General features: G+C 54.8%; 24 protein-coding genes and 1 pseudogene. 9 read left to right on the top strand and 16 right to left on the bottom strand.

Annotated features, from left to right (window positions below; all coding sequences use genetic code 11):
* Positions 1-88: 88 nt before the first annotated feature.
* On the top strand, positions 89-1048 hold the full coding sequence (locus tag BFV64_RS14350) for an FAD:protein FMN transferase (protein WP_045135165.1): 960 nt from the start codon (positions 89-91) through the stop codon (positions 1046-1048).
* Here the strand turns inward: BFV64_RS14350 and dcuR are convergent.
* Both dcuR and BFV64_RS14340 read right to left on the bottom strand, forming a co-directional pair.
* On the bottom strand, positions 1029-1748 hold the full coding sequence (dcuR, locus tag BFV64_RS14345) for a two-component system response regulator DcuR (protein WP_058690832.1): 720 nt from the start codon (positions 1746-1748) through the stop codon (positions 1029-1031). The genes BFV64_RS14350 and dcuR overlap by 20 nt on opposite strands.
* On the bottom strand, positions 1745-3361 hold the full coding sequence (locus tag BFV64_RS14340; RefSeq protein ID WP_014884413.1) for a sensor histidine kinase: 1617 nt from the start codon (positions 3359-3361) through the stop codon (positions 1745-1747). Before BFV64_RS14340 ends, dcuR begins: the two co-directional genes overlap by 4 nt.
* A gap of 164 nt (positions 3362-3525) precedes the next feature.
* Here BFV64_RS14340 and BFV64_RS14335 point away from each other — a divergent pair, with 164 nt between their 5' ends.
* Positions 3526-4389, top strand: coding sequence for an N-acetylmuramic acid 6-phosphate etherase (locus BFV64_RS14335; protein ID WP_063666227.1), 864 nt, complete (start codon positions 3526-3528; stop codon positions 4387-4389).
* Positions 4390-4448: 59 nt separating this feature from the next.
* Here the strand turns inward: BFV64_RS14335 and ompC are convergent, their stop codons facing one another.
* Entirely contained in the window at positions 4449-5591 is a 1143-nt protein-coding gene (gene ompC, locus BFV64_RS14330; RefSeq protein WP_014884411.1) for a porin OmpC, read from the bottom strand.
* 285 nt (positions 5592-5876) lie between these two features.
* On the opposite strand from ompC, the gene BFV64_RS14325 reads away from it, so the two are divergent.
* From BFV64_RS14325 to BFV64_RS14315, 3 genes are all read left to right on the top strand, one after another.
* Positions 5877-6578 carry a phosphohydrolase gene (locus BFV64_RS14325; protein ID WP_063614368.1) on the top strand — a complete coding sequence of 234 codons (702 nt, stop codon included), beginning with the start codon at positions 5877-5879 and terminating at the stop codon, positions 6576-6578.
* Between the two features lie 61 nt (positions 6579-6639).
* The gene (locus BFV64_RS14320; RefSeq protein ID WP_014884409.1) at positions 6640-8055 is read left to right on the top strand and encodes a DNA cytosine methyltransferase; all 1416 of its coding nucleotides are present in this window, start codon (positions 6640-6642) and stop codon (positions 8053-8055) included.
* The gene (locus BFV64_RS14315) at positions 8036-8527 is read left to right on the top strand and encodes a very short patch repair endonuclease (protein ID WP_023330822.1); all 492 of its coding nucleotides are present in this window, start codon (positions 8036-8038) and stop codon (positions 8525-8527) included. The genes BFV64_RS14320 and BFV64_RS14315 overlap by 20 nt, the downstream gene beginning before the upstream one ends.
* Here the strand turns inward: BFV64_RS14315 and yedA are convergent.
* Positions 8499-9413 (bottom strand): drug/metabolite exporter YedA, encoded by a 915-nt coding sequence (gene yedA / locus BFV64_RS14310; RefSeq protein ID WP_014884407.1) that lies wholly within the window; start codon positions 9411-9413, stop codon positions 8499-8501. The two genes, BFV64_RS14315 and yedA, sit on opposite strands and share 29 nt — an antisense overlap.
* 175 nt (positions 9414-9588) lie before the next feature.
* On the opposite strand from yedA, the gene BFV64_RS14305 reads away from it, so the two are divergent.
* From BFV64_RS14305 to dgcQ, 3 genes are all read left to right on the top strand, one after another.
* Positions 9589-10503, top strand: a complete 915-nt coding sequence (locus BFV64_RS14305) for a DUF808 domain-containing protein (protein WP_349675177.1) — start codon at positions 9589-9591, stop codon at positions 10501-10503.
* Positions 10504-10581: 78 nt separating this feature from the next.
* On the top strand, positions 10582-10764 hold the full coding sequence (locus BFV64_RS14300; RefSeq protein ID WP_008500307.1) for a YodC family protein: 183 nt from the start codon (positions 10582-10584) through the stop codon (positions 10762-10764).
* Positions 10765-10837: 73 nt separating this feature from the next.
* Complete coding sequence (gene dgcQ / locus BFV64_RS14295; protein WP_069602209.1) at positions 10838-12538, top strand: cellulose biosynthesis regulator diguanylate cyclase DgcQ; 1701 nt, start codon at positions 10838-10840, stop codon at positions 12536-12538.
* Here the strand turns inward: dgcQ and BFV64_RS14290 are convergent.
* Both BFV64_RS14290 and yodD read right to left on the bottom strand, forming a co-directional pair.
* Positions 12523-13323, bottom strand: coding sequence for a mannosyl-3-phosphoglycerate phosphatase-related protein (locus BFV64_RS14290; RefSeq protein WP_069602208.1), 801 nt, complete (start codon positions 13321-13323; stop codon positions 12523-12525). The genes dgcQ and BFV64_RS14290 overlap by 16 nt on opposite strands.
* Before the next feature lie 301 nt (positions 13324-13624).
* The gene (yodD, locus tag BFV64_RS25800; RefSeq protein ID WP_014884403.1) at positions 13625-13852 is read right to left on the bottom strand and encodes a YodD family peroxide/acid resistance protein; all 228 of its coding nucleotides are present in this window, start codon (positions 13850-13852) and stop codon (positions 13625-13627) included.
* A gap of 129 nt (positions 13853-13981) precedes the next feature.
* Here yodD and dsrB point away from each other — a divergent pair, with 129 nt between their 5' ends.
* The gene (gene dsrB / locus BFV64_RS25795) at positions 13982-14170 is read left to right on the top strand and encodes a protein DsrB (RefSeq protein ID WP_013097741.1); all 189 of its coding nucleotides are present in this window, start codon (positions 13982-13984) and stop codon (positions 14168-14170) included.
* A gap of 102 nt (positions 14171-14272) precedes the next feature.
* On the opposite strand, the gene rcsA is transcribed toward dsrB, so the two are convergent.
* From rcsA to fliJ, 10 genes and pseudogenes are all read right to left on the bottom strand, one after another.
* Positions 14273-14896, bottom strand: coding sequence for a transcriptional regulator RcsA (gene rcsA / locus BFV64_RS14275; RefSeq protein WP_008500313.1), 624 nt, complete (start codon positions 14894-14896; stop codon positions 14273-14275).
* 278 nt (positions 14897-15174) lie between these two features.
* Positions 15175-15976, bottom strand: a pseudogene (fliR, locus tag BFV64_RS14270) (flagellar biosynthetic protein FliR).
* 7 nt (positions 15977-15983) lie between these two features.
* Positions 15984-16253, bottom strand: a complete 270-nt coding sequence (fliQ, locus tag BFV64_RS14265; RefSeq protein ID WP_008500315.1) for a flagellar biosynthesis protein FliQ — start codon at positions 16251-16253, stop codon at positions 15984-15986.
* A gap of 9 nt (positions 16254-16262) precedes the next feature.
* Positions 16263-17000, bottom strand: a complete 738-nt coding sequence (fliP, locus tag BFV64_RS14260; protein ID WP_014884401.1) for a flagellar type III secretion system pore protein FliP — start codon at positions 16998-17000, stop codon at positions 16263-16265.
* Complete coding sequence (fliO, locus tag BFV64_RS14255; RefSeq protein WP_014884400.1) at positions 17000-17374, bottom strand: flagellar biosynthetic protein FliO; 375 nt, start codon at positions 17372-17374, stop codon at positions 17000-17002. The genes fliP and fliO overlap by 1 nt, the downstream gene beginning before the upstream one ends.
* Positions 17375-17376: 2 nt before the next feature.
* Positions 17377-17790, bottom strand: coding sequence for a flagellar motor switch protein FliN (fliN, locus tag BFV64_RS14250; RefSeq protein WP_014884399.1), 414 nt, complete (start codon positions 17788-17790; stop codon positions 17377-17379).
* Positions 17787-18791 carry a flagellar motor switch protein FliM gene (gene fliM, locus BFV64_RS14245; RefSeq protein WP_014884398.1) on the bottom strand — a complete coding sequence of 335 codons (1005 nt, stop codon included), beginning with the start codon at positions 18789-18791 and terminating at the stop codon, positions 17787-17789. The genes fliN and fliM overlap by 4 nt, the downstream gene beginning before the upstream one ends.
* A 4-nt stretch (positions 18792-18795) precedes the next feature.
* The gene (gene fliL / locus BFV64_RS14240; RefSeq protein WP_014884397.1) at positions 18796-19266 is read right to left on the bottom strand and encodes a flagellar basal body-associated protein FliL; all 471 of its coding nucleotides are present in this window, start codon (positions 19264-19266) and stop codon (positions 18796-18798) included.
* Between the two features lie 106 nt (positions 19267-19372).
* The gene (gene fliK, locus BFV64_RS14235) at positions 19373-20602 is read right to left on the bottom strand and encodes a flagellar hook length control protein FliK (protein ID WP_045135290.1); all 1230 of its coding nucleotides are present in this window, start codon (positions 20600-20602) and stop codon (positions 19373-19375) included.
* Positions 20599-21042 (bottom strand): flagellar export protein FliJ, encoded by a 444-nt coding sequence (gene fliJ / locus BFV64_RS14230; RefSeq protein WP_014884395.1) that lies wholly within the window; start codon positions 21040-21042, stop codon positions 20599-20601. The genes fliK and fliJ overlap by 4 nt, the downstream gene beginning before the upstream one ends.
* Between the last annotated feature and the right edge of the window lie 3 nt (positions 21043-21045).

Here is a 21045-nt window from a genome sequence, read left to right as displayed (position 1 = left end):
CTGTGTTGTAGGCCGGATAAACGCAACGTTATCCGGCGATTTCCCCGGCGGCGCGGTGCTTGCCGGGGCTACATCTGAGGAAACATGCATGTCAGATAACCGTGTTTACAGTTACTCCGCCGTCCTGATGGGTTCCCCCATCCTCCTGAAACTCTTCTCCCATGACGAAGCCCTCGCCTCCCGCGTGTTTCGACTCATCAAACAGTATGAAGATCTGCTTACCGTCAACCGTGCCCACTCGCAGGTGATGGACATCAACCACGCGGCTGGGCAGCATCCGGTCATCGTCAGCCGACCGGTGTTCGAGCTGATCCGCTGTGCAAAAGCGGCAAGCCTGCTCAAGGACAGCGCTTTTAACCTGGCGATAGGCCCGCTGGTGAAGCGCTGGAAAATTGGTTTCCGGGGTGACAGCGTTCCGCCTGCTGATGACATTGCGGCGCTGCTGGCGATTACCCGTCCTGAGGATGTCATCCTTGATGAGGCGCAGAGCAGCGTGTTTCTGGCGAGAGCAGGCATGGAGATCGACCTGGGCGCCATCGCCAAAGGCTATATCGCTGACCGGGTGCGGGATTACCTGCACAAAGAGGGGACCGAGCGGGGACTCATCAACCTGGGGGGAAATATCCAGACGTTGGGCTCACCGGAAGGGGGCTGGAGCGTCGGGCTGAAAAAACCGTTCGTCAGCGACGCGCTGATTGGCGCGATGACGGTGGAAAACCGCTCCGTGGTGACGTCAGGAACCTACGAGCGCTTCTTTGAGCAAAACGGCAAGCGCTATCACCATATTCTCGATCCGCGCACCGGATACCCGCTGGACAACGCGCTGGACAGCGTCACCATCGTGTCAAAAGAGTCTATCGACGGCGATATCTGGACCACGCTGATGTACGGCATGGGCATAGAGAAGGGCTGCGCAGTGCTGCGCTCTCGCCCGGATATTGAAGCCATTTTTGTGACCAAAACAAAAGAAGTGGTGATCTCATCGATGCACCACTTCCGCTTTACGTTGCTGGATAATACCTACCGCGTTACTGACAGTACTGCTTAAGCAGCCCCGTCTGTTCCGGCTGGAGACGGTAACGATACACTGGCCGCCCGGTGGCACCGTAGTGAATGCTGGTGAACAGAATGTTGATTTGCGCCAGCCAGATCAGATATTTGCGGCACGAGACGCGGGAGATATTCACCGCGCTCGCCAGGTCATCGGTGGAAAACTCCATCTCCGGGTGGGCGTCAATCCACTGGCAGATCGTGCGCAGCGTCTGCGGCGTTAACCCTTTCGGCAGCTTTTTGCTGTCCGCCAGCTCCGGCGCTCCGCCGTGGATCAGGCGGTCAACGTCGGCCTGTTCATAATACGGATGCGATTCCATCAGGTTATGCTTCGCTTTCCAGCCGTTGAGCGCCTCTTCAAAGCGCGGGAACTGGAAGGGTTTGATCAGGTAATCCACCACGCCGTAGTGGATAGAGGTCTGGATCGTGGCGGCATCGGCGGCCGAGGAGATCATAATGACATCGATCGGGCGGCCGGACGCGCGAATCACGGGCAGCAGATCCAGCCCGTTATCCTGCTGCATATAGACATCCAGTAGCACCAGATCGACCGGCTGACCCGGGTCGTTAATCACGGCCTTCGCCTGGTTGAGCGTGGAGGCGACACCGCAGCAGCTAAAGCCTTCAACACGGTTGACATACAGACGGTTGAGGTCGGCCACCATGGCGTCATCATCGACAATTAATACATTTATCACGCGATATTCCTCTCGCTATCCCAGGGGATGTGAACAAAAAATTGGGTAAAGACGCCAGGCTCAGACTCCACGGAGATCTCTCCGCCCAGGTTCTGAATCTGCTGGCGAGCAAGGAACAGCCCAACGCCGCGGTTTTCACCTTTCGTTGAGAAGCCCTTAGTAAAAATAGCCTCCAGCTGAGTGGGATCAATGCCGGGGCCATCGTCGCTGACTTCGCAACTGAGCCAGCCATTCTGATAATGCAGCAGCAGGCCGATCTCGCCTTCCTGCTGTCCTTCCATCGCGTCGAGCGCGTTTTCAATCAGGTTACCCAGCGCGGTGATCAACACCGCGACCTGCTCTTCGCTGGCGGTATCCGGTATCTGGCTTTCGTCCGCCAGCGTCAGGGTGACGCCCGCCTCTTTTGCCCGGTTGATTTTACCCAGCAGGAACCCGGCAATGACCGGCGATTTTACCTTGCTCTGGATCGTACCGATATCCGTCTGGTAATTATGCGCCGTCTGGATGATGTACTCCTCCAGCTTGTCATAGCGCTTCATATGCAGCAGGCCAAGGATCACATGCAGTTTATTCATAAACTCGTGCGTGTGGCTGCGCAGGGCGTCGACGTAGTTGACCATGCCATCAATGCGCTGCATCAGCTGGCTGATTTCCGTTTTATCGCGGAAGGTGGCGATCGCCCCGATGACCTGCTCCTGGCTTTTGACCGGCACCATGTTGCACAGCAACAGCCGACCGTTACAGCTGATCTCCTGATCCTGGCGCGCGACGCCGGTTTTTGAAATCTCACGCAGGCTGGCTAAAAGTGGTGCGCTGGCGTTTTCCGTTTGCTTGCCGGAGGGCAGGAGTAAAATTTCTCTGGCGGTGTGGTTGATCATCGTCACGCGCCCGTGAATATCGACGGCCAGTACGCCTTCGCGAAGCGACTGCAGCATCGCCTGACGTTGTTCGAAAAGGGCGGATATCTCGTAGGGTTCGAGGCCGAACAGAATGCGCTTCAGCACCCGCACCAGGCCCCAAATCGCCATCGAACTCATAAAGATACTGAATAATATCGTCCAGAGCGCATTCAGCCGCCCGCGGGCAATCTGGTCTTCCACCTTTTTGAGGGAGATACCGACCACCACCACCCCGATCTGATCGTGCTGGCTGTCATAAACCGGGGTAAAGACGCGAAGCGCTTCGGCGAGGGCGCCCCGGTTAACCGAGACGTTCTCTTTACCTTCCAGGGCGGGTTCCAGATCGTTGCCAATAAAATGCAAGCCAATCAGTGCTTCGTTCGGGTGCGAGTAACGAATACCGCGCATGTCGGTCACCACGGTGAGCAGCAGATCGTTGCGTTGGGTGACCGCTTTGGCGATGGGCTGAATGATGTCGGCCTGCGGGGACTGCATCAGACCTCGCTGGATCTCCGGGCTGTCGGCCAGCGTGCGGGCGATACCCAGTGCGGTGTCTTTGACATCATCGCGGGTGGCCCGGGTGATCTGAACGGAGTAGAGCGCAAAGACCAGAAGCAGCACAGAGGCAATAATCGCGCATACCATCAACGTGACCAGCGTGTTCAGTTTCATGGGGCGCTTGCGCGTCAGAAGGAAAGGCTGCAAATCGCTCATCAATACTCCGCGATGATTAACAAAGGGGTAATTATCGCTGATGACGCGCGTTTCTTAAAGCCATGTAAAGGCGTGGATTTGGTCCTCTTTTCGTGACCCTCCTCGCAGGTCATCCATATAAAACACTTTATAGTGTGTGGGTACTCATAATAAGGAGGCTGTTTATGAGCATTATGCTTACCGGTTCGGTCAAGGAAAGACGGCACGCCAGCACGATGAATATTGATAGATTGTCCACGCTGGACATGCTGAAGGTCATTCACCAGGAAGATGCACTCATTTCCGCTGCAATATCCCCCTGTTTAACGACGATCGCCCGCGTGGTGGATAACGCCGCGGCGACGCTTAGTCACGGGGGCCGTCTGGTCATTGTCGGGGCGGGGCCGTCTGGCCGTGTCGCACAACAGGCTGCCGATGAATATGCGCCGGGCAAAACCCCTGTGATTGCCGTGACGGCACAGGAAGGGGAAGGGAGCTACGAGCGTGGCGTTGCCGATCTGCAGGCCATTAAGTTTGGTGAACACGATATGATGCTGGCGGTTACCGTTAGCGGAAAAACGCCGTGGGTCTGGGGGGCAATGCGCCATGCATGGTCGCTGGGCTCTATGGTCGCCATCATTACCGGTGATGCACAAAGTGAAGCGGCGCAGCTGGCAAGCATGGTGATTGCCCCGGCGCTGGGGGCTGATGTGGTGGCAGGCTTTAGCAATACCAAAGCGGGGATTGCGCAAAAAATGATCCTCTCGATGGTCACCACCGGGCTGGCCGTGCGGACCGGGCGCGTTTACAGCAACCTGCGGGTGGATCTGGAGGCACGCAATACCAAATGGGCCGAACGACAAATTGCCATTGTGATGGAGGCGGGGGGCTGCACCCGGGCGCAGGCAAAAGCCGCGCTTGAGAGCTGTAACCATAACTGTAAAACGGCAGTCCTGATGGTACTGACCGGGCTGGATGCATGGAAAGCCCACGAACTGCTGGCGCATAATAACGGGTTTATTCGCGTGGCGTTGCAGGAAGCGCCGTAAATTCGGCTCTTATAAATGAAAAAAAGCCCGCGAGTGCGGGCTTTAGTATTTTTGGGGAATTAGAACTGGTAGGTCATGCCTACGCCAACGATGTCGTCGGTAGAGATACCGTACTCATCATACAGCGCTTCATCCTGATCCAGCATGTTGATTTTGTAATCAACATAGGTGGAGAAGTTTTTGTTGAAGCTGTAAGTCATGCCCAGGTCAATGTAGTTAACCAGATCCTGGTTGAAGCCCTGACCATCCAGGTCTTTACCTTTTGAGTAAACCCATGCCAGGGAAGGACGCAGACCAAAGTCGAACTGGTACTGTGCAACCGCTTCAAAGTTTTGAGTCTGGTTTGCGACACCAACGTCACCGAATGGCGTCATGTTGCGGGTTTCCGCATACATCATCGCCAGGTAGATGCTGTTTGCATCGTATTTCGCGCCAACAGTCCAGGCTTCGGCTTTTTCGCCATCCGCAAACCCGACACCTTCAAAGCGTTTGCCGTTTGCAACCTGCTCATTGGTACGGTCAGAAGACGAGTACGCCGCACCCAGGCTCAGGCCGGACAGGTCGCCAGAGAAATCATAGGAGGTAGACATACCGAAGCCGTCACCGTTCTGGAAACGTACTTTGCTATGACCGTTTTTGGTGCCTTCCTGATCTTCATTCGCGTTAGCACCTTCATTCGCACCCTGATACTGCAGCGCGAAATTCAGACCTTCAACGAGACCGAAGAAATCACTATTACGGTAGGTTGCCAGACCGTTAGCACGGCCGTTCATGAAGTTATCGGTCCAGGTGTAAGAATCACCGCCGAATACTGGCAGCATATCGGTCCAGGCTTCAACGTCATACACCACGCCATAATTACGGCCATAGTCAAATGAACCGTATTCGCCATATTTCAGGCCAGCGTACGCCAGACGGTTGAAAGAGTTACCACCTGCGTTTTCAGTATCGTTGGCGTAGGTTTTATATTCCCATTGGCCGTAACCCGTCAGCTCATTAGTAATCTGAGTTTCGCCTTTGAAACCCACCTGTACATAGGTTTCATCGCCGTCGTCACCAGGGTTGTCAGAGAAGGTATGACGCGCATCAACTTTGCCATACAGGTCAACTTTGTTGCCGTTTTTATTATAGATTTCAGCCGCATTTGCTGCGCCAGCCATTAATAATGCGGGTACCAGGATTGCCAGAACTTTTCTTTTCATTATATATTCCCTTTAAAGATAATTTATATGAATATATGTAATCACCCTCCGTAATTACGATTTTGATACTATTCTATGGATTGTTATTTTGGTTCAAAAATAAATGTAATTAAATCGGTAAAAATATTGCAAAATATTTCTAAAGCTCTCATTATTTTTCATGTGAATTAATGAACTGAATACATTGCGCATAATTATTATTAAGTATTTCTCATTTCTATTTTTTAAATCATTTAATTCGGCTGTGTTATAATCCACAGCCTGTTTTCGTCACAGGAAAGAATGATGGAACTCGTACAGTGGCAGCAGCGTTTTGAATCCTGGCTTGATGAACATCACGCCAGCGATGACAGTGCGCATGATATTTCGCACTTCCGCCGCGTCTGGATGACGGCCCGAAAAATAATGATTCATCATCAGGCCGATCCGCTGGTGGTCCTGACCGCCTGCTATTTTCACGACATCGTTAGCCTGCCGAAAAATCATCCTGAACGCAGTCAGTCATCGCGTCTGGCGGCGCGCAAAACGCGGGACATTCTGCACCGCGATTTCCCGGACTTTCCGCCGGATCGCTTTGCCGCCGTGGAGCACGCCATCGAGGCGCACAGTTTCAGCGCGGGTATTGCGCCGCAAAGTATCGAGGCCAAAATTGTCCAGGATGCCGATCGTCTCGAAGCGCTGGGCGCGATTGGCCTGGCGCGCGTGTTTGCCGTCTCGGGTGGGCTGGGCGTGGCACTGTTTGACGCGGAAGATCCCTTTGCCGATGCGCGCTCGCTGGATGACCGGGCATTTGCCCTCGATCATTTTCAGACTAAGCTGCTGCGCTTGCCTGATACAATGCAAACCGACGTCGGGCGCGAGCTCGCGCAACATAACGCCGATTTTCTCGTTCACTTTATGGCGAAACTCAGTGCCGAATTACAGGGCGACTGCATCGGGCTGGATAGCCAGATTCAGCACCGCTTCTGTCGCAGTTTGCCCAACTGAACTGTGGTAATCTGTTCCCAGTCTTTATTCTCCGGTTAAAAGAATGCAGGAAAATCGATCAGTGACAGGGCCCGCGCCAGAGCAGGCTGAGAAATCAACGGCAACGGTGCAGGCATTACTGCGCCAGCTGCTGGATATTTATGATGTCAAAACGCTGGCGAACCAGCTGATAGCGCACGGTGAGAGCCACTGGAGCCCGGCCATCCTTAAGCGACTGCTGACCAGCGAGCGGGCAGGGCGCCGCCTGAGCGACGGTGAGTTTCGTTATCTGCAAAACCTGCTTCCGCGTCCGTCTGCCGCGCACCCGGACTATGCATTCCGCTTTATCGATCTGTTCGCCGGTATCGGTGGGATCCGGCACGGTTTTGAAGCCATCGGCGGTCAGTGTGTGTTTACCAGCGAGTGGAACAAACATGCGGTACGCACCTATAAAGCGAACTGGTACTGCGATCCGCACGAGCATCACTTCAACGCCGATATACGTGATGTCACCCTGAGCCATAAAAGCGGCGTCACGGATGAGCAGGCCGCCGGGCATATTCGTCAGACGATCCCGGCGCACGACGTGCTGCTGGCTGGCTTCCCCTGCCAGCCTTTCTCGCTGGCCGGCGTATCGAAAAAGAATGCCCTCGGTCGCGCCCACGGTTTCGCCTGCGATACGCAGGGAACGCTGTTTTTTGATGTGGCCCGCATCATTGACGCCCGCCGCCCGGCCATCTTTGTGCTGGAAAACGTCAAAAACTTAAAGAGCCATGACGGCGGAAAAACCTTCCGCATTATTATGCAAACCCTGGATGAGCTGGGTTACGACGTGGCCGATTCTGAGGATATGGGCGCGGATGACCCAAAAATCATTGACGGGAAACATTTCCTGCCCCAGCATCGCGAGCGCATTGTGCTGGTCGGCTTCCGCCGCGATCTCAATCTGAAGGGAGATTTTACCCTGCGGGATATCCCGTCTCTGTATCCCGAGCGTCGTCCAACCGTCGCCGACCTGCTGGAGCCTGTGGTCGACGCGAAATTTATCCTTACGCCCGTTCTGTGGAAATACCTCTACCGCTATGCCAAAAAGCATCAGGCAAAAGGCAACGGCTTCGGATTTGGCATGGTTAATCCTCACGATCCGCACAGCGTGACCCGCACCTTGTCCGCTCGTTATTATAAAGACGGCGCGGAAATCCTGATCGACAGAGGCTGGGATAAAGCGCTGGGCGAGAGGGATTTCGACGATCCGCAAAACCAGCTCCACCGTCCACGACGCCTCACGCCACGGGAATGTGCCCGACTGATGGGCTTTGAAACGCCGCAGGGCTACAGTTTCCGTATTCCGGTGTCGGACACTCAGGCATACCGTCAGTTTGGTAACTCGGTGGTGGTGCCCGCGTTTGCGGCGGTGGCAAAACTGCTGGCCTCACGTATCCGGCAGGCGGTGGCACTCCGCCAGAGTGAGGCCGTCAATGACGGACGTTCACGATAAGGCAACGCGCAGCAAAAACATGCGTGCCATCGGCACGCGTGATACCGCCATTGAAAAGCGTCTGGCCGGATTATTGACGCAGGCGGGGTTTGATTTCCGCGTGCAGGATGCCGCGCTGGCGGGGCGACCGGATTTCGTCATCGACGCGTATCAGTGCATTATCTTTACCCACGGCTGTTTCTGGCATCATCACGACTGTTACCTGTTTAAAGTTCCGGCAACGCGCACTGATTTCTGGCTGGAGAAGATTGGCAAGAACGTTGCGCGCGACGCGCGTGATCTCACCACGCTTATCGCGCAGGGCTGGCGCGTGCTGATCGTCTGGGAGTGTGCGCTGAGAGGGCGGCTAAAACTGAACGATGCCGATCTGCGCGAACGGCTGGAAGAGTGGATCTGCGGCGGCGGACACACCGCGCAGATCGACACACAGGGGATCCACGCGCTTACGGTTTCTCCACCCCGCAAGGCGTAATCACGGGCTTCGCTGGCAGTAAATATTTGCCCAGCGTCACCAGCACGACGGCAAAAACAATCACCCCTAATGCTAACCACTCAACCGGAGAGAGCGTTTCCCCGCCGAGCCCGGTACCGAGCAGCACGGCCACGACCGGGTTGACGTAGGCATAGCTGGTGGCAACCGCCGGAGACACATTGCGGATCAGGAACATGTAGGCATTGATTGCAATGAGCGAACCAAACAGCGCCAGATACCCGACCGCCAGGAAGCCCGACAGATCCGGCATGGTCGTCAGCCTTTCCCCCGTCAGCATAGAGGCAATCAGAAGCACGATCCCCGCGGCAAGCATCTCAATCGCCCCCGCCATCATGCCGGTTGGCAGTTCGATACGCGAACCGTATACCGAACCAAACGCCCAGCTCATTGAGCCGATAAGAATAATGATCGCGCCCCACGGATTGCCGCTCAGATTACCGCCGCTGTTGAGCAGAATAATGCCCGCCAGGCCGATGCCAATCCCCAGCCATTCCAGCTTGCGGGTACGGATGCCAAAAAGACGGCTGAAGCAGAGGGTAAACAGCGGTACGGTGGCAACGACCACGGCGGCGATCCCCGACGGTACGTTCTGGTGCTCGGCAATGGTCACAAACCCATTCCCTACCGCCAATAGCAGCAGGCCAATCAGGGCGGCGTTGAGCATCGGGCGCAGCGGCGGTAGCTTATGACCGCGCAGCAGCAGAAAGGCCAGCAGCAACACGCCCGCCGAGAGGAAACGAATGCCCGCCATCATCAGCGGCGGCCAGCTTTCCACGCCGATGCGAATGACAAAGTAGGTCGAACCCCAGATGATATAAAGCGAAAAAAGTGCCCCGATGAGCGGTAGCAGTTGCCGGAAACGCATAATCCCTCACGACGAAATAAAAAGGTCGCTGATAGTAAACGCGAAAACTATCGTGCTGGCGAGCCCTTTAATTGTGTAGTTGATGTGAATTTTTTGTTGACGTGAGGTGCCTGTTTCCGCGTTTGCGCTTTTGCTCCATACTATTCACTTAATTACCAAAAAAAGAAGGATCACGATTTTGGCAGGAAGTAGCTTATTAACATTGCTGGATGATATTGCCACCTTACTGGATGATATTTCCGTGATGGGGAAACTGGCGGCGAAGAAAACCGCGGGTGTGCTGGGGGATGATTTATCGCTTAACGCTCAACAGGTGAGCGGTGTACGGGCTAACCGCGAACTGCCGGTGGTGTGGGGCGTGGCAAAAGGCTCGTTTCTGAATAAAGTGATCCTGGTGCCGCTGGCGCTGCTGATCAGTGCATTTATTCCCTGGGCTATCACGCCGTTGCTGATGATTGGCGGGGCATTTTTATGCTTTGAAGGCGTGGAGAAAGTCCTGCACTCCTTCAGCGCACGCAAGCATAACGACACGCCGGAGATGCGCCAGCAGCGTCTGGACGCGCTGGCAGCGCAGGATCCGAAAACCTTCGAGCGCGATAAAGTCAAAGGCGCCATTCGGACCGACTTTATTCTCTCGGCAGAGATCGTCGCCATTACGTTGGGCATTGTCTCCGATGCGCCGCTGCTCAATCAGGTGTTGATCCTCTCCGGCATCGCCATTCTGGTCACCGTCGGCGTGTACGGTCTGGTCGGATTGATCGTGAAGCTGGATGATATCGGCTACTGGCTGGAGGAGAAATCAAGCGCGGTGGCAAAAGGCATCGGTAAAAGCTTACTGACGCTGGCACCGTGGTTGATGAAGAGCTTGTCGGTGGTTGGCACCCTGGCGATGTTCCTGGTGGGGGGCGGTATTGTGGTCCACGGCATTGCTCCGCTGCACCATGCGATCGAACAGTTCTCCTCGGCGCAGGGGAGCGTGGTGGCCGCTATTCTGCCGACGCTGCTTAATCTTGTGCTGGGCTTTATCGTTGGCGCTATCGTGGTGGCGGCGGTGAAACTGGTCGAAAAAATGCGCGGTTCTGCGCACTAATTGTTACCTGTTGTGGTATGCAAAAAGACTATTCCTCGTCTAAATTGAAACAGTTTCACCCTGATACAGGAGGCAGGTATGGTCTTTTTGGTCAGTGATGAAGTTAAGCCTAAGAAAGGTGGCCCACGTATGATTGTCACAGGCTATTCTAGCGGAATGGTGGAGTGTCGGTGGCACGATGGCTATAGCATCAAGCGGGAAGCATTTCGTGAAGATGAGCTTCAGCCGGGCGACGGGCAGCACAAGCGGGACAAGGCTTAATCACATAACGCCCGGCTTTGCCGGGCGTTTTTATCTCATGTACCGGGTGTAAGGCAGTAATCAGGGAGTGTGTGTGCAGCGCGATACCTTTGTTGTAAAACAATATTTTCTGCAATGGCTGCATAAGCGTAGCAATCCGGGGTTAATCGTTAATCTCTGTTTTCTTGTCGTCCTTGTCTTTTCCACCCTCCTGACCTGGCGTGAGGTGGTGGTCCTGGAGGAGGCGTATATCTCCAGCCAGCGTAACCATCTCGAAACGGTCGCCACGTCGCTGGACCGTCAGCTGCAGTACAGCGTGGACAAAATGCTGTTTTTTCGCACCAGCATGCATGATGCCTTACAGACCCCCCTGGGGTTTGATGTCCTGCACGATGCGGTGTCTCGTTTTAGCGCCGTGCGGACGGATGAAACCTGGCAGCTGGCCGTTGATAAAAAACGCACCCTTCCCCTGAACGGCGTGTCGGATGCCTTCGTTGCAAAATCCACGCTCCTTAACCGTGATAGTGAGCGTATCAGCAATGAGATCTCTGCTGCCCTGGAAGTGGGGTATTTACTGCGCCTGGCCTCCTCGGGCGTGCAAAGTGAAGAGCGGATTATCTACGTTTCCCGCGCGGGGTTTTACCTGTCGACAGACACGCCTGATATGGCTGACGATATCAGCGCCCGCTATTACTTTCTGGTGACTCAACCCTGGTTTACCTTGCAGTCAGAACGCCACAATCGCGCGCGGGCGGTGCGCTGGTTTATTTCGTCGCCGTCGCCCTGGAGCAATGGGGAGCGCACGATAACGGCGAGCGTGCCCATCTATTTTGAGCATTACTGGTATGGCGTGGTAGCGATGGATTTCTCCATACACACCATGAAACGCCTGCTGACTGAGGCGACGCAGGACCGGACGGAGGGCGAGTATCAACTGTATGACACGCGTCTGAACATGATTGCCACGTCAGAAGCGGACGGCAGTCAGGTGAACCGCTTTGACGAGGTTGAAACGGCGCAAATTGCTCACGCGATTGAGCACGACACCCGAGGCGGTATACGCCTTGGAAGCCGTTTTATTAGCTGGGAGCGACTCGATCATTTTGACGGGGTGATCTTACGCGTTCATACGTTGCACGAAGGCGTACAGGGTGACTTTGGCAGCATCAGTATTGTGCTGGCCCTGCTGTGGGCGCTCTTTACCGCCATGCTGCTTGTTTCATGGCTGGTCATCCGCAGGATGGTCAGCAATATGTACACCCTGCAGCACTCCCTGCAGTGGCAGGCCTGGCACGATCCCCTCACGCGTCTGAATAACCGCGGCGCGCTGTTTGAGCGCGCAAAAGTGATTGCGGAGAACTGTCGACAACAGGGTCAGCCGTTTACGGTGATACAGATCGATCTTGACCATTTCAAATGCATTAATGACCAGTACGGGCATCAGGCGGGTGACAAAGTGCTGTCCCATGCCGCAGGGTTGATTGCCAGCGTGCTGCGCAAAAATGACGTTGCCGGGCGCGTGGGCGGGGAAGAGTTTTGCGTCGTCCTGCCGGGGAGCAGCCTGGAAGAGGGGAGAAGGGTCGCGGAGCGCATCCGGTCACGCATCAATAGCAGGGAGATCCTGGTGAAAAAGAGCACGACCGTTCGCATTAGCGCCTCCCTGGGCGTTGCCAGCGCGCAGGAAAAAGAGAACTATGTTTTTGAACAGCTGCAGTCTGCCGCGGACGACAGGCTGTATCAGGCCAAGCAGAGCGGGCGTAACCGGGTGTGCTGGAGCGATCAGGAGAAAAAGTGATCCATCCCTTCCCGCCAGCCTAAGGGACCGCTCTGCTGCGTGTGATAAGCCCGTTCAGGGCTATCATTCTGTAGCGTAATGCCCTGGCGGTTTATGCTTTTAATCACCACGGCGAAGTCGACGCTGTCCAGCAGCGGCGCATCGTTTGGGCCATCCCCCAGCCCCAGGGTGGTGGGGACACAATCTTCCTGCTCGCGGTACTGCGCAATCAGCCAGTTAACCGCCACGTCTTTACCGCAGCGTGCATCCAGAATGTGCCAGAAACGGGCCCCTTGTAAACATTTCAGACCCCTTTGCGCCAGCGCCTCTTCAAAGCGGACCATCGCGTCGTCGGTATCACGCCAGATGAGCGTGACAGAGGCGTCGTGTTTGCGTGCGAGCGCCGCACGGTAGCGCGTCAGCCCGGTCCATTCGCTGATGACGCGTTCGTTCACGTCATCAAACGTGACGAATTTAAAGCCTGCCTGCTCGCGGATTTGCTCAATAAGCGGATGAATTTCCCGATGCGTCATCCCTGTGATCTGGCGCTGCCCCATCTCCCAGCGCACATCAGGCTGAATGACCGCGCCGTTCTCAGCAATAAAAGGTAACCCCTCCAGGCCCAGATCCTGTTGGATATCCAGCATCTCTGCGGCACTCTTGCTGCTGCACAGAATCACCGGCACCTGATAATCCTGCAGTTTGTCCAGCCATGGCATCGCGGGTTGCCACTCGTAGGTATGAATGTCCAGAAGCGATCCATCCAGATCGGAAAAAACCAGCAGGGGACCCTGAAGTGAAAGCATGATGACTCCTGAAAGCGCACGCGCCTCTACCTAAGAATATTCTTAAAAAAATACTGAAGGGAAAACCGTCTTTATAAGACGCGATTCAGCCAAAGCCGCATTCACCGTGCGTTATTGCTCATAACAAAAATGATTATGTTAAAAATATTATATTCGCCGTAAGAATATATGCTTGTCAGACAAAATCGTTGGGGATAGTGTGGTTTGTACATCAGATTTCCTGGTGTAACGAATTTTCAAGTGCTTCTTGCATAAGCAAGTTTTGATCCCGGCCATCCCCATGACCGGGATTTTTTTCGCGCTATCGATTGGCTTCAGACACGCTAAAGTCGTGTATATCAAGCTCGAAGGCCTCCGCCAGTTCGCGGTAGGTATGGTAATCCCTCCCGTTCACCATCACCCTCTCGGAATCATCCTCTGCGCGACGTACTTCGGATTCACTGATCTCATTGATGGCGGCCAGCAGGGCATCGACATCCACTTCGACTTCGCGCTTGATGGTGTCGCTATACGCTTTGTTGGTCTTCATTACGGGGTACCTCATATAAACGTGTCCACGGTTAAGTATAGACCGCACACAAAAACGGCATTCGCATCCGTCAGCGATGTCAGCGCATGCGTTTTGTTCTACACTGGCTCAAAACCAGAGGAGGAATGTATGAAGGTCAACGATCGGGTTACCGTTAAAACGGACGGTGGGCCGCGCCGCCCGGGGGTAGTATTGGCAATTGAAGAGTTCAGTGAGGGGACAATGTACCTGGTATCACTGGAAGACTACCCGCTCGGCATCTGGTTTTTTAATGAACTGGGGCATCCGGACGGCATTTTTGTCGAAAAAGCGGAGTAACACAGCGTCGGGTGGCATTGCGGTTGCCCGACAACGCCCACATAAGCAAAAATCTCTGGCCTGGCCAGAGATCAAAGGTAGGGTGCAAAGGGGTTTAAGCCACTAACGCATGTTGACGAAAATCCCGTTCGTCACATTATCGGTCAAACGTACCACGTGATAGATCACTTGCTTATTATGCGTTTTAATTTTCCTTTTAATATTTCCTTTATGTGATGAAACGGTTTTTGCTTTAATATTCATCTGGTCAGAGATCTGAATAGTTCCTTGTCCTGCCATCCACATTCGCAGCATACTTGATTCAGTCCTGCTTAATGATAGGGTGGGTAAGTTAACCGCTCCTACATTTTTAACTTCTTTATTCAAATAATCACCCAGAATGTCATCCAGCGACTCGGGCTTAATCGACTTAGAACTGATCAATAAATTTTTACGGACCAACAAATACTCATCGAAATGGATATTCGCGATCGCCATAAAAACAATAAACAGAGTTTTTGGATGCTGATTAATGATTTGCTTAATGTGCTGACTGTTGGCTGGATCGTGAATGAAACAGTCCTCATTAATAAACACCACGCCTGGTTTTAGTTCGTCACAAGCGGCTGCGAGTTCGTCAACGGTGTGTGCATCGTTGATGTCTCTCTTTCTTACCCCTCTGCTTGCCAGGTACCCGGTTAACCCTAGCCGGGTGTAGCTGCATAAATCCATAATGATCGTTGACATGGCATACCCTCACTCAATGCGTAACGATAATTCACCATCTGCCTGAGAGCTCAAAACAGCCATACGGGATGGAAAAAAATAATAAACCTGTGAGCATGACAAAGACTTTCAGGCGGACTCACTATCCCGTAAAGTTACGTATAATTTGCCAGGAATCTTCTTAAAGTAAAGTAAATATTAAGTATTGTGAGGTGGTTAGAAACAATTAAACCCCGTCAGATATATCCTGGAAGATGTTTTTCATGTTTTATTTTAGGAATATCCTCAGAAAGACAATATCAATCGTGAGGACTATTATTTACGTGGCAGCTCGCTGACAATATCTGCTAACAGATTGAATATCTCGCCGAATAAGTGTTCACAGAAGGGGGCGATAAGGGGCATCAGTAATGACATTAATAAAATTCCGACCGTCAACGTCAGCGGAAAACCGATCACAAAGATGGAGAGCTGCGGTGCCATGCGGTTCAACAGACCTAATGCCAGGTTGACGGTCAGGAGCAGGGTGATAATCGGCAACGCCAGCATCAGGCCGTTGAGGAAGATCAGCCCCGCCGCGCGGGTGAGCGCGAGAAAGGCATTGCTGTTGACCGGGTTTTCACCAATCGGCAGCGTATGAAAAGTATCCACCAGCATGGAGATAAGCCACAGATGACCGTTAAACGACAGGAACAGCAGCATGGCGAGCAGATCGATAATGCGCGCCAGCACCGGCATATTGAGGTGGCTGCCGGGGTCAACAAACGTGGCGAACGATAAGCCCATCTGCAGGCCAATCAGCTCCCCGGCCGTGCGAACGGCGGCAAAGGCGAGCTGCATGGTAAAGCCTACGGCAACGCCAATCATCACCTGCTGTAATGCCACCCACACCGCATTCGCCGAGAAGATCGGAATATCCACCGGGGGAAGGGAAGGGGCGACGATGATGGTGATGATAATGCCCAGCCCCACTTTGACACGCTTGGGGATCGATTTCTCGCTGAAAATCGGGGCGGTGGTAATCAGCGCCAGAATGCGCAGCATCGGCCAGAAATAGACGCCGAGCCACTGAACCCACTGGTCGCTGGTGAAGTGCAGCATCGTCAGGTCAGCCGATGATGTACGGCAGATTGGTAAACAGGTTGCGCATATAGTCCAGCAACAGGTTCAGCATCCACGGTCCGGCCACGATAATCGCCACAAATACGGCGATGATTTTCGGAATGAAGGACAGCGTCATTTCGTTAATCTGCGTGGCGGCCTGCAGAATACTGATAATCAGACCGGTAACCAGCGCGACAAGCAGCAGGGGAGCGGCAACGGCAATGGCGATTTTCATCGCTTCCGTGCCCATCATCATGACCGATTCGGGTGTCATTGCCGTTCCTTAACTGTAGAAACTCTGCGCCAGCGAACTGACCAGCAGCTGCCAGCCATCGACCAGTACAAAGAGCATGATCTTAAAGGGCAGGGCAATGGTTGCGGGCGGCACCATCATCATCCCGAGCGCCATCAGGACGCTGGCGATCACCAGGTCGATAATCAGGAACGGAATAAAGATGGTAAAGCCAATCTGAAACGCCGTTTTCAGCTCGCTGGTGACGTAGGCTGGCAGCAAAACGCGCATGGGTACCGCTTCCGGCCCCTGCAATTCGCCGGTATTGGACAAGCGAACAAAGAGTGCCAGATCCGCCTCGCGCGTCTGGCGCAGCATAAATTCCCGCAGCGGCTGTGCGCCTTTATCCAGCGCCTCCTGCATGGAGATTTTATCTTCGCTGAACGGCTGGTACGCGTCGGTATAAATCTTATCGATGACCGGCGACATAATGAAAAAGGTCAAAAACAGCGCCAGCCCCAGCAGCACCTGGTTTGGCGGCGCGGAAGGGGTACCGAGCGCGTTTCGCAGCAGACCAAAGACGATAATGATGCGGGTGAAGCTGGTCATCATCAGCAGGATGGCCGGGATAAAGGTCAGCGAGGTGATGAATACCAGCGTCTGCACCGGGAGCGACCAGCTCTGACCGCCACCGGCAATGGGCGTTGAGACCAGACCGGGCAGTTGCGCATAAACCGCGGGAGCAAACAGGCCAATGCCCGCAAGCGTAAGGGATAACAAACGGCGCATCAGGATCTCCCGGAACGCTTAAGCAAACTCTTCATGACGGACTGAAAATCCGCAGGGGCTTGTGCGCGCTCCTCCACCGTGACAGGGGCGGGCGGCAGTTTATGTAATACGTTGATGTTCGAGGCGGTGACACCCAAAACCAGACGCGCATCGTCCACCTCGACGATAACCACGCGTTCACGCGGCCCCAGCGTGGTGCTGGCGCTCACCTTCAGGCCACGGGTACCGGCGGTTTTACCCGCCAGACCAAAACGCTTCGCCAGCCAGGCGGCGATAAGAATAAAGGCAATAATACCGAACAACGCCCCGCTCACCTGGAGCAGCGGGGAACCGGGAACGGCAGACGGTTGCGATAGTGTTGCCTGGGTTTTCATACTTATCGGCTCAGACGACGCATACGTTCAGATGGGGTGATGATGTCCGTGATACGCACGCCGTATTTATCGGCAACCACCACCACTTCACCCTGGGCAATCAGATAACCGTTGATCAGAATATCCAGCGGCTCACCCGCCAGACCGTCAAGGGCCACGACGGAACCCTGCGTCAGGCGCAGCAGCTCTTTAATGGTCATCCGGGTGCGTCCCAGTTCAACGGTCAGCTTGACCGGGATGTCCATAATCAGGTCGATATCCTGCAGCGTGCCGCTGACGTCACCGCCGCCGAGTTGCTGGAATACCGCATCCGCTGCGCTTTTCGTTGGGGTCGCTTTTTGTTCGTTTAACGCGTCAGCCCACAGATCGTCCAGTGCTCCGCTGTTTTCATCGGACGGATTGTTCATGTCACTCATTTGGGCTGTTCCTCATTCAGCGAATTCAAAATCGGGTTGATCAAGTGCTCAACGCGTAACGCATACTGACCGTTAATCGTGCCGTACTGGCTTGTCAGCACGGGGACACCATCCACATGGGCAATAATGCGGTCGGGTTTGTCTATCGGCAAAACGTCGCCGGGTTGTAATTTCAGGATCTGGGATAACCGCATTGAGATGTCGGCAAAGTTAGCCACCAGCTCAAGCTGTGAGTGCTGGACCTGGCGAACCAGGTTTTCACGCCAGTTCTGATCTTCGTTGCGTGAGTTTTCCAGCGGCGGGTTAACCAGCAGCTCGCGCAGCGGTTCAATCATGCTGAACGGCAGACAGATATTGAACTCGCCGGTCAGGTTACCGATCTCAACGTGGAACGGCGTGTTGACGACGATATCGTTCGGGGAGGTGGTGATATTGGTAAACTTCACCTGCATCTCGGAACGAACGTATTCCACTTCCAGCGGGTTAATCGCTTTCCACGCGTCGCTGTAGGACTCCAGCGCCAGCTTCAGCATGCGGTTGATGACGCGCTGTTCGGTGTGGGTGAATTCACGACCTTCTACTTTGGTCGGGAAACGCCCGTCGCCGCCGAACAGGTTATCCACCGCAATGAACACCAGGCTTGGCGAAAACACGACCAGACCGGTGCCGCGCAGCGGCTTCAGATGAATCAGGTTAAGGTTGGTTGGCACCGGCAGGTTGCGGGCAAACTCGTGATACGGCTGAATGCGGATCGCACCGACCGTGATATCCGGGCTACGACGCAACAGGTTGAACAGCCCCATACGGAACTGACGTGCAAAACGTTCGTTAATGATCTCCAGAGCCTGCAGACGTTCACGAACTACGCGGCGCTGGGTATTCGGATCATAGGGACGAATATTGTCGTCACCCGTTAGGCCCGGTTGCGGATCATCGTTTTTATCGCTGTCGCCGTTGAGCAGCGCATCGATTTCTGCCTGAGAAAGAATACTGTCGCCCATGTCGTTACCGCAGAATGAAGGCTGTATACAGAACGTCAGTGACTTCCTGCTTAGGTTGGCCGTTTACCAGCGGGGTGGCCAGCGTCTCTTTGATGGCGTCGACCAGCTTTTGCTTACCCACGTCGGTGGCCAGCGCGGAGGCGTCCTGACGAGAGAACAGCAGAAGAAGACGGCTACGCACTTCCGGAAGATAATCATTCAGGCGCGCGCGGGTGGCTTCATCCTTCAGGCGCAGCGTAATACCGACATACAGCACACGATCCGCATCACCGAGGTTAACGGTGAAGGTGTCCAGAGGGAAAAAGACCGGCGCCGGCGGCGGTGCGGGTTCGGCTTTGGCGGCAGCGGTTGAAGGTTCCTGCTGCATACGCCAGTAACTATAGCCCGCGGTAGCGCAGGCGGCGAGCGTGATCAACACCAGCAGCGGGATCCAGATGGAACGCTTACTTTTTTTGGTGATAGCGGAGTCTGTCATCTGATACGAGCTTCCTGTTTCGGTACAGCTTAATAAGGTGATTATCCCGTGTCCTGCCGTCGTCAAAGCGTGGAAAAGACGGGGATAATCACGCTACCTCTGGCGTTTAGGCGAAGATGTCTACGGCGCTGTTACCGCGCGCCGCGGATTGCAGGGCGGCAGGGGTGGGCAGTAGCTCCTCGCTCTCTTCATTAAATCCGCCGTTGTGACCGGAACGTGAAGCCTGATGCTGCTGCGATGAGGATTGCTGTTGCCCGGCAAAGCTTTCGCTGCTGACGCTGCTCTGAGAGAGCTGAATACCGTTCTCTGCCAGTGACGTCCGCAGGACAGGCAGTGCCGCTTCCAGCGCCGCGCGCACGTGGCTGTGTGCCGAGACCATCTGCAGCTGCGCCTGGTTATCATCCAGTTTAAGCGAGATTTGCACCTGGCCCAGATCTTCCGGGTGCAGGCGCAGCTCCGCAGTCTGTTGCCCCTGCTTAGTGAACAGCGTGATGTGCTGGCTCAGGGACTGCTGCCATTCGTGAGTACCCAGCGGCTGGCTTAACACCGGCGCGGTGGCAACGGTAGCGGCAGGCTGGCTGGTAGCATGACTGGACATGATCGGCGCCAGGGTAGCCGTGGGTGAGGATGATGAAGAGGAACTGGCGAATTCCTGCTTCTCTGCCGCAGCGGCCACGACCGGAGTGACTGGCGCATTGGCGGAGAGATCCGGGTCGTTGTTTTTCGCCTGACTCTGATAAGGTGCGGAAAGCTGCGCTTTATCGTGGTCTCCCGCTACCGCGTTCAGGGGGGAGTGGCCCGCTGCGTTTGGCGAAAGCGTCGCTGAACTCAACGTTGAGGTTGCGGAAACGCCGTTACTGCCCGCCGCGTGAGGCGTGCTGGTCTGCTGGTGCGGCAGCATTGCCATCAGCGCGCTTAATCCGGCCAGCTCTTCTTCGCTCAGTTCGCTTTTGCTGTCATCCTTGCTGTTGGCCGCATTGAGCGTTTTCAGGGCATCGCCCTTTGACAGCGGCACCAGCCCGGAAATCAGGGTTTCAGGCGTGGCAAGCTGCGCCGTTTCATCGCCACTCAGGGCTGGCTGACGCGCGAGCAGGTCGGCAATTTTGGCCTGCAGCGCGGTATCGCCTTTGGCGTCCTGAGCGACTTTTGACAGCTTACTGCCAGCGGCTTTCAGGTCAGCCAGGGTCAGCGGCGCATCTTTGCCCTTGCCCGTCGCGTCCGTCAGGGCACCCGTTAGCAGGGAGAGAAAGTCTTGCGCACCGTCGGTGCCTTTCCCTGTTTGCATCCCGCCCGACAGGTCGCTGTCGCTCATCAGCAGTTGTTGCAGTGTGATCATTCCGGTTTCCTCATTGATGCGCGCTGGGCAAACTCATCCATTTTTTTCTGATCCAGACGGTTTTCCGCCAGGGTCGCGGCTGCGATCTGCCGGTCCTGTAAGGTTTGCCAGGCCTGCAGCCGCTGTTTTTTCTCACGCCAGAAATTCAGCGCGGTATCGACTTTTTGGGTCCACTGGTTAAGCTGCTGGCGGTGCTGCTCTATCGCCTTCTCCAGCGTCTGGATAAACTGCTGATAGTTAATCCACCGCTGGCTTCCAATGCCCTGGGTCATATCGGTATTGAGGTTGGTGCGATACTCATGCTGATAGTCGATTAACATCTTCAACTGTTCTTCAGCCTGCTGGCACCCGCGTCGCATTGCGCCAAGCTGCAATGCGGCATCATCAACTTCTTTTTCAGCCAGATCTTTCAGCGTTGATAACGCGCTGTTTTGCGCCATGAC

It is taken from the genome of Enterobacter kobei, assembly GCF_001729765.1.
Taxonomy (GTDB): Bacteria; Pseudomonadota; Gammaproteobacteria; order Enterobacterales; family Enterobacteriaceae; genus Enterobacter; species Enterobacter kobei.
This window is presented reverse-complemented; position numbering and strand designations above follow the sequence as displayed.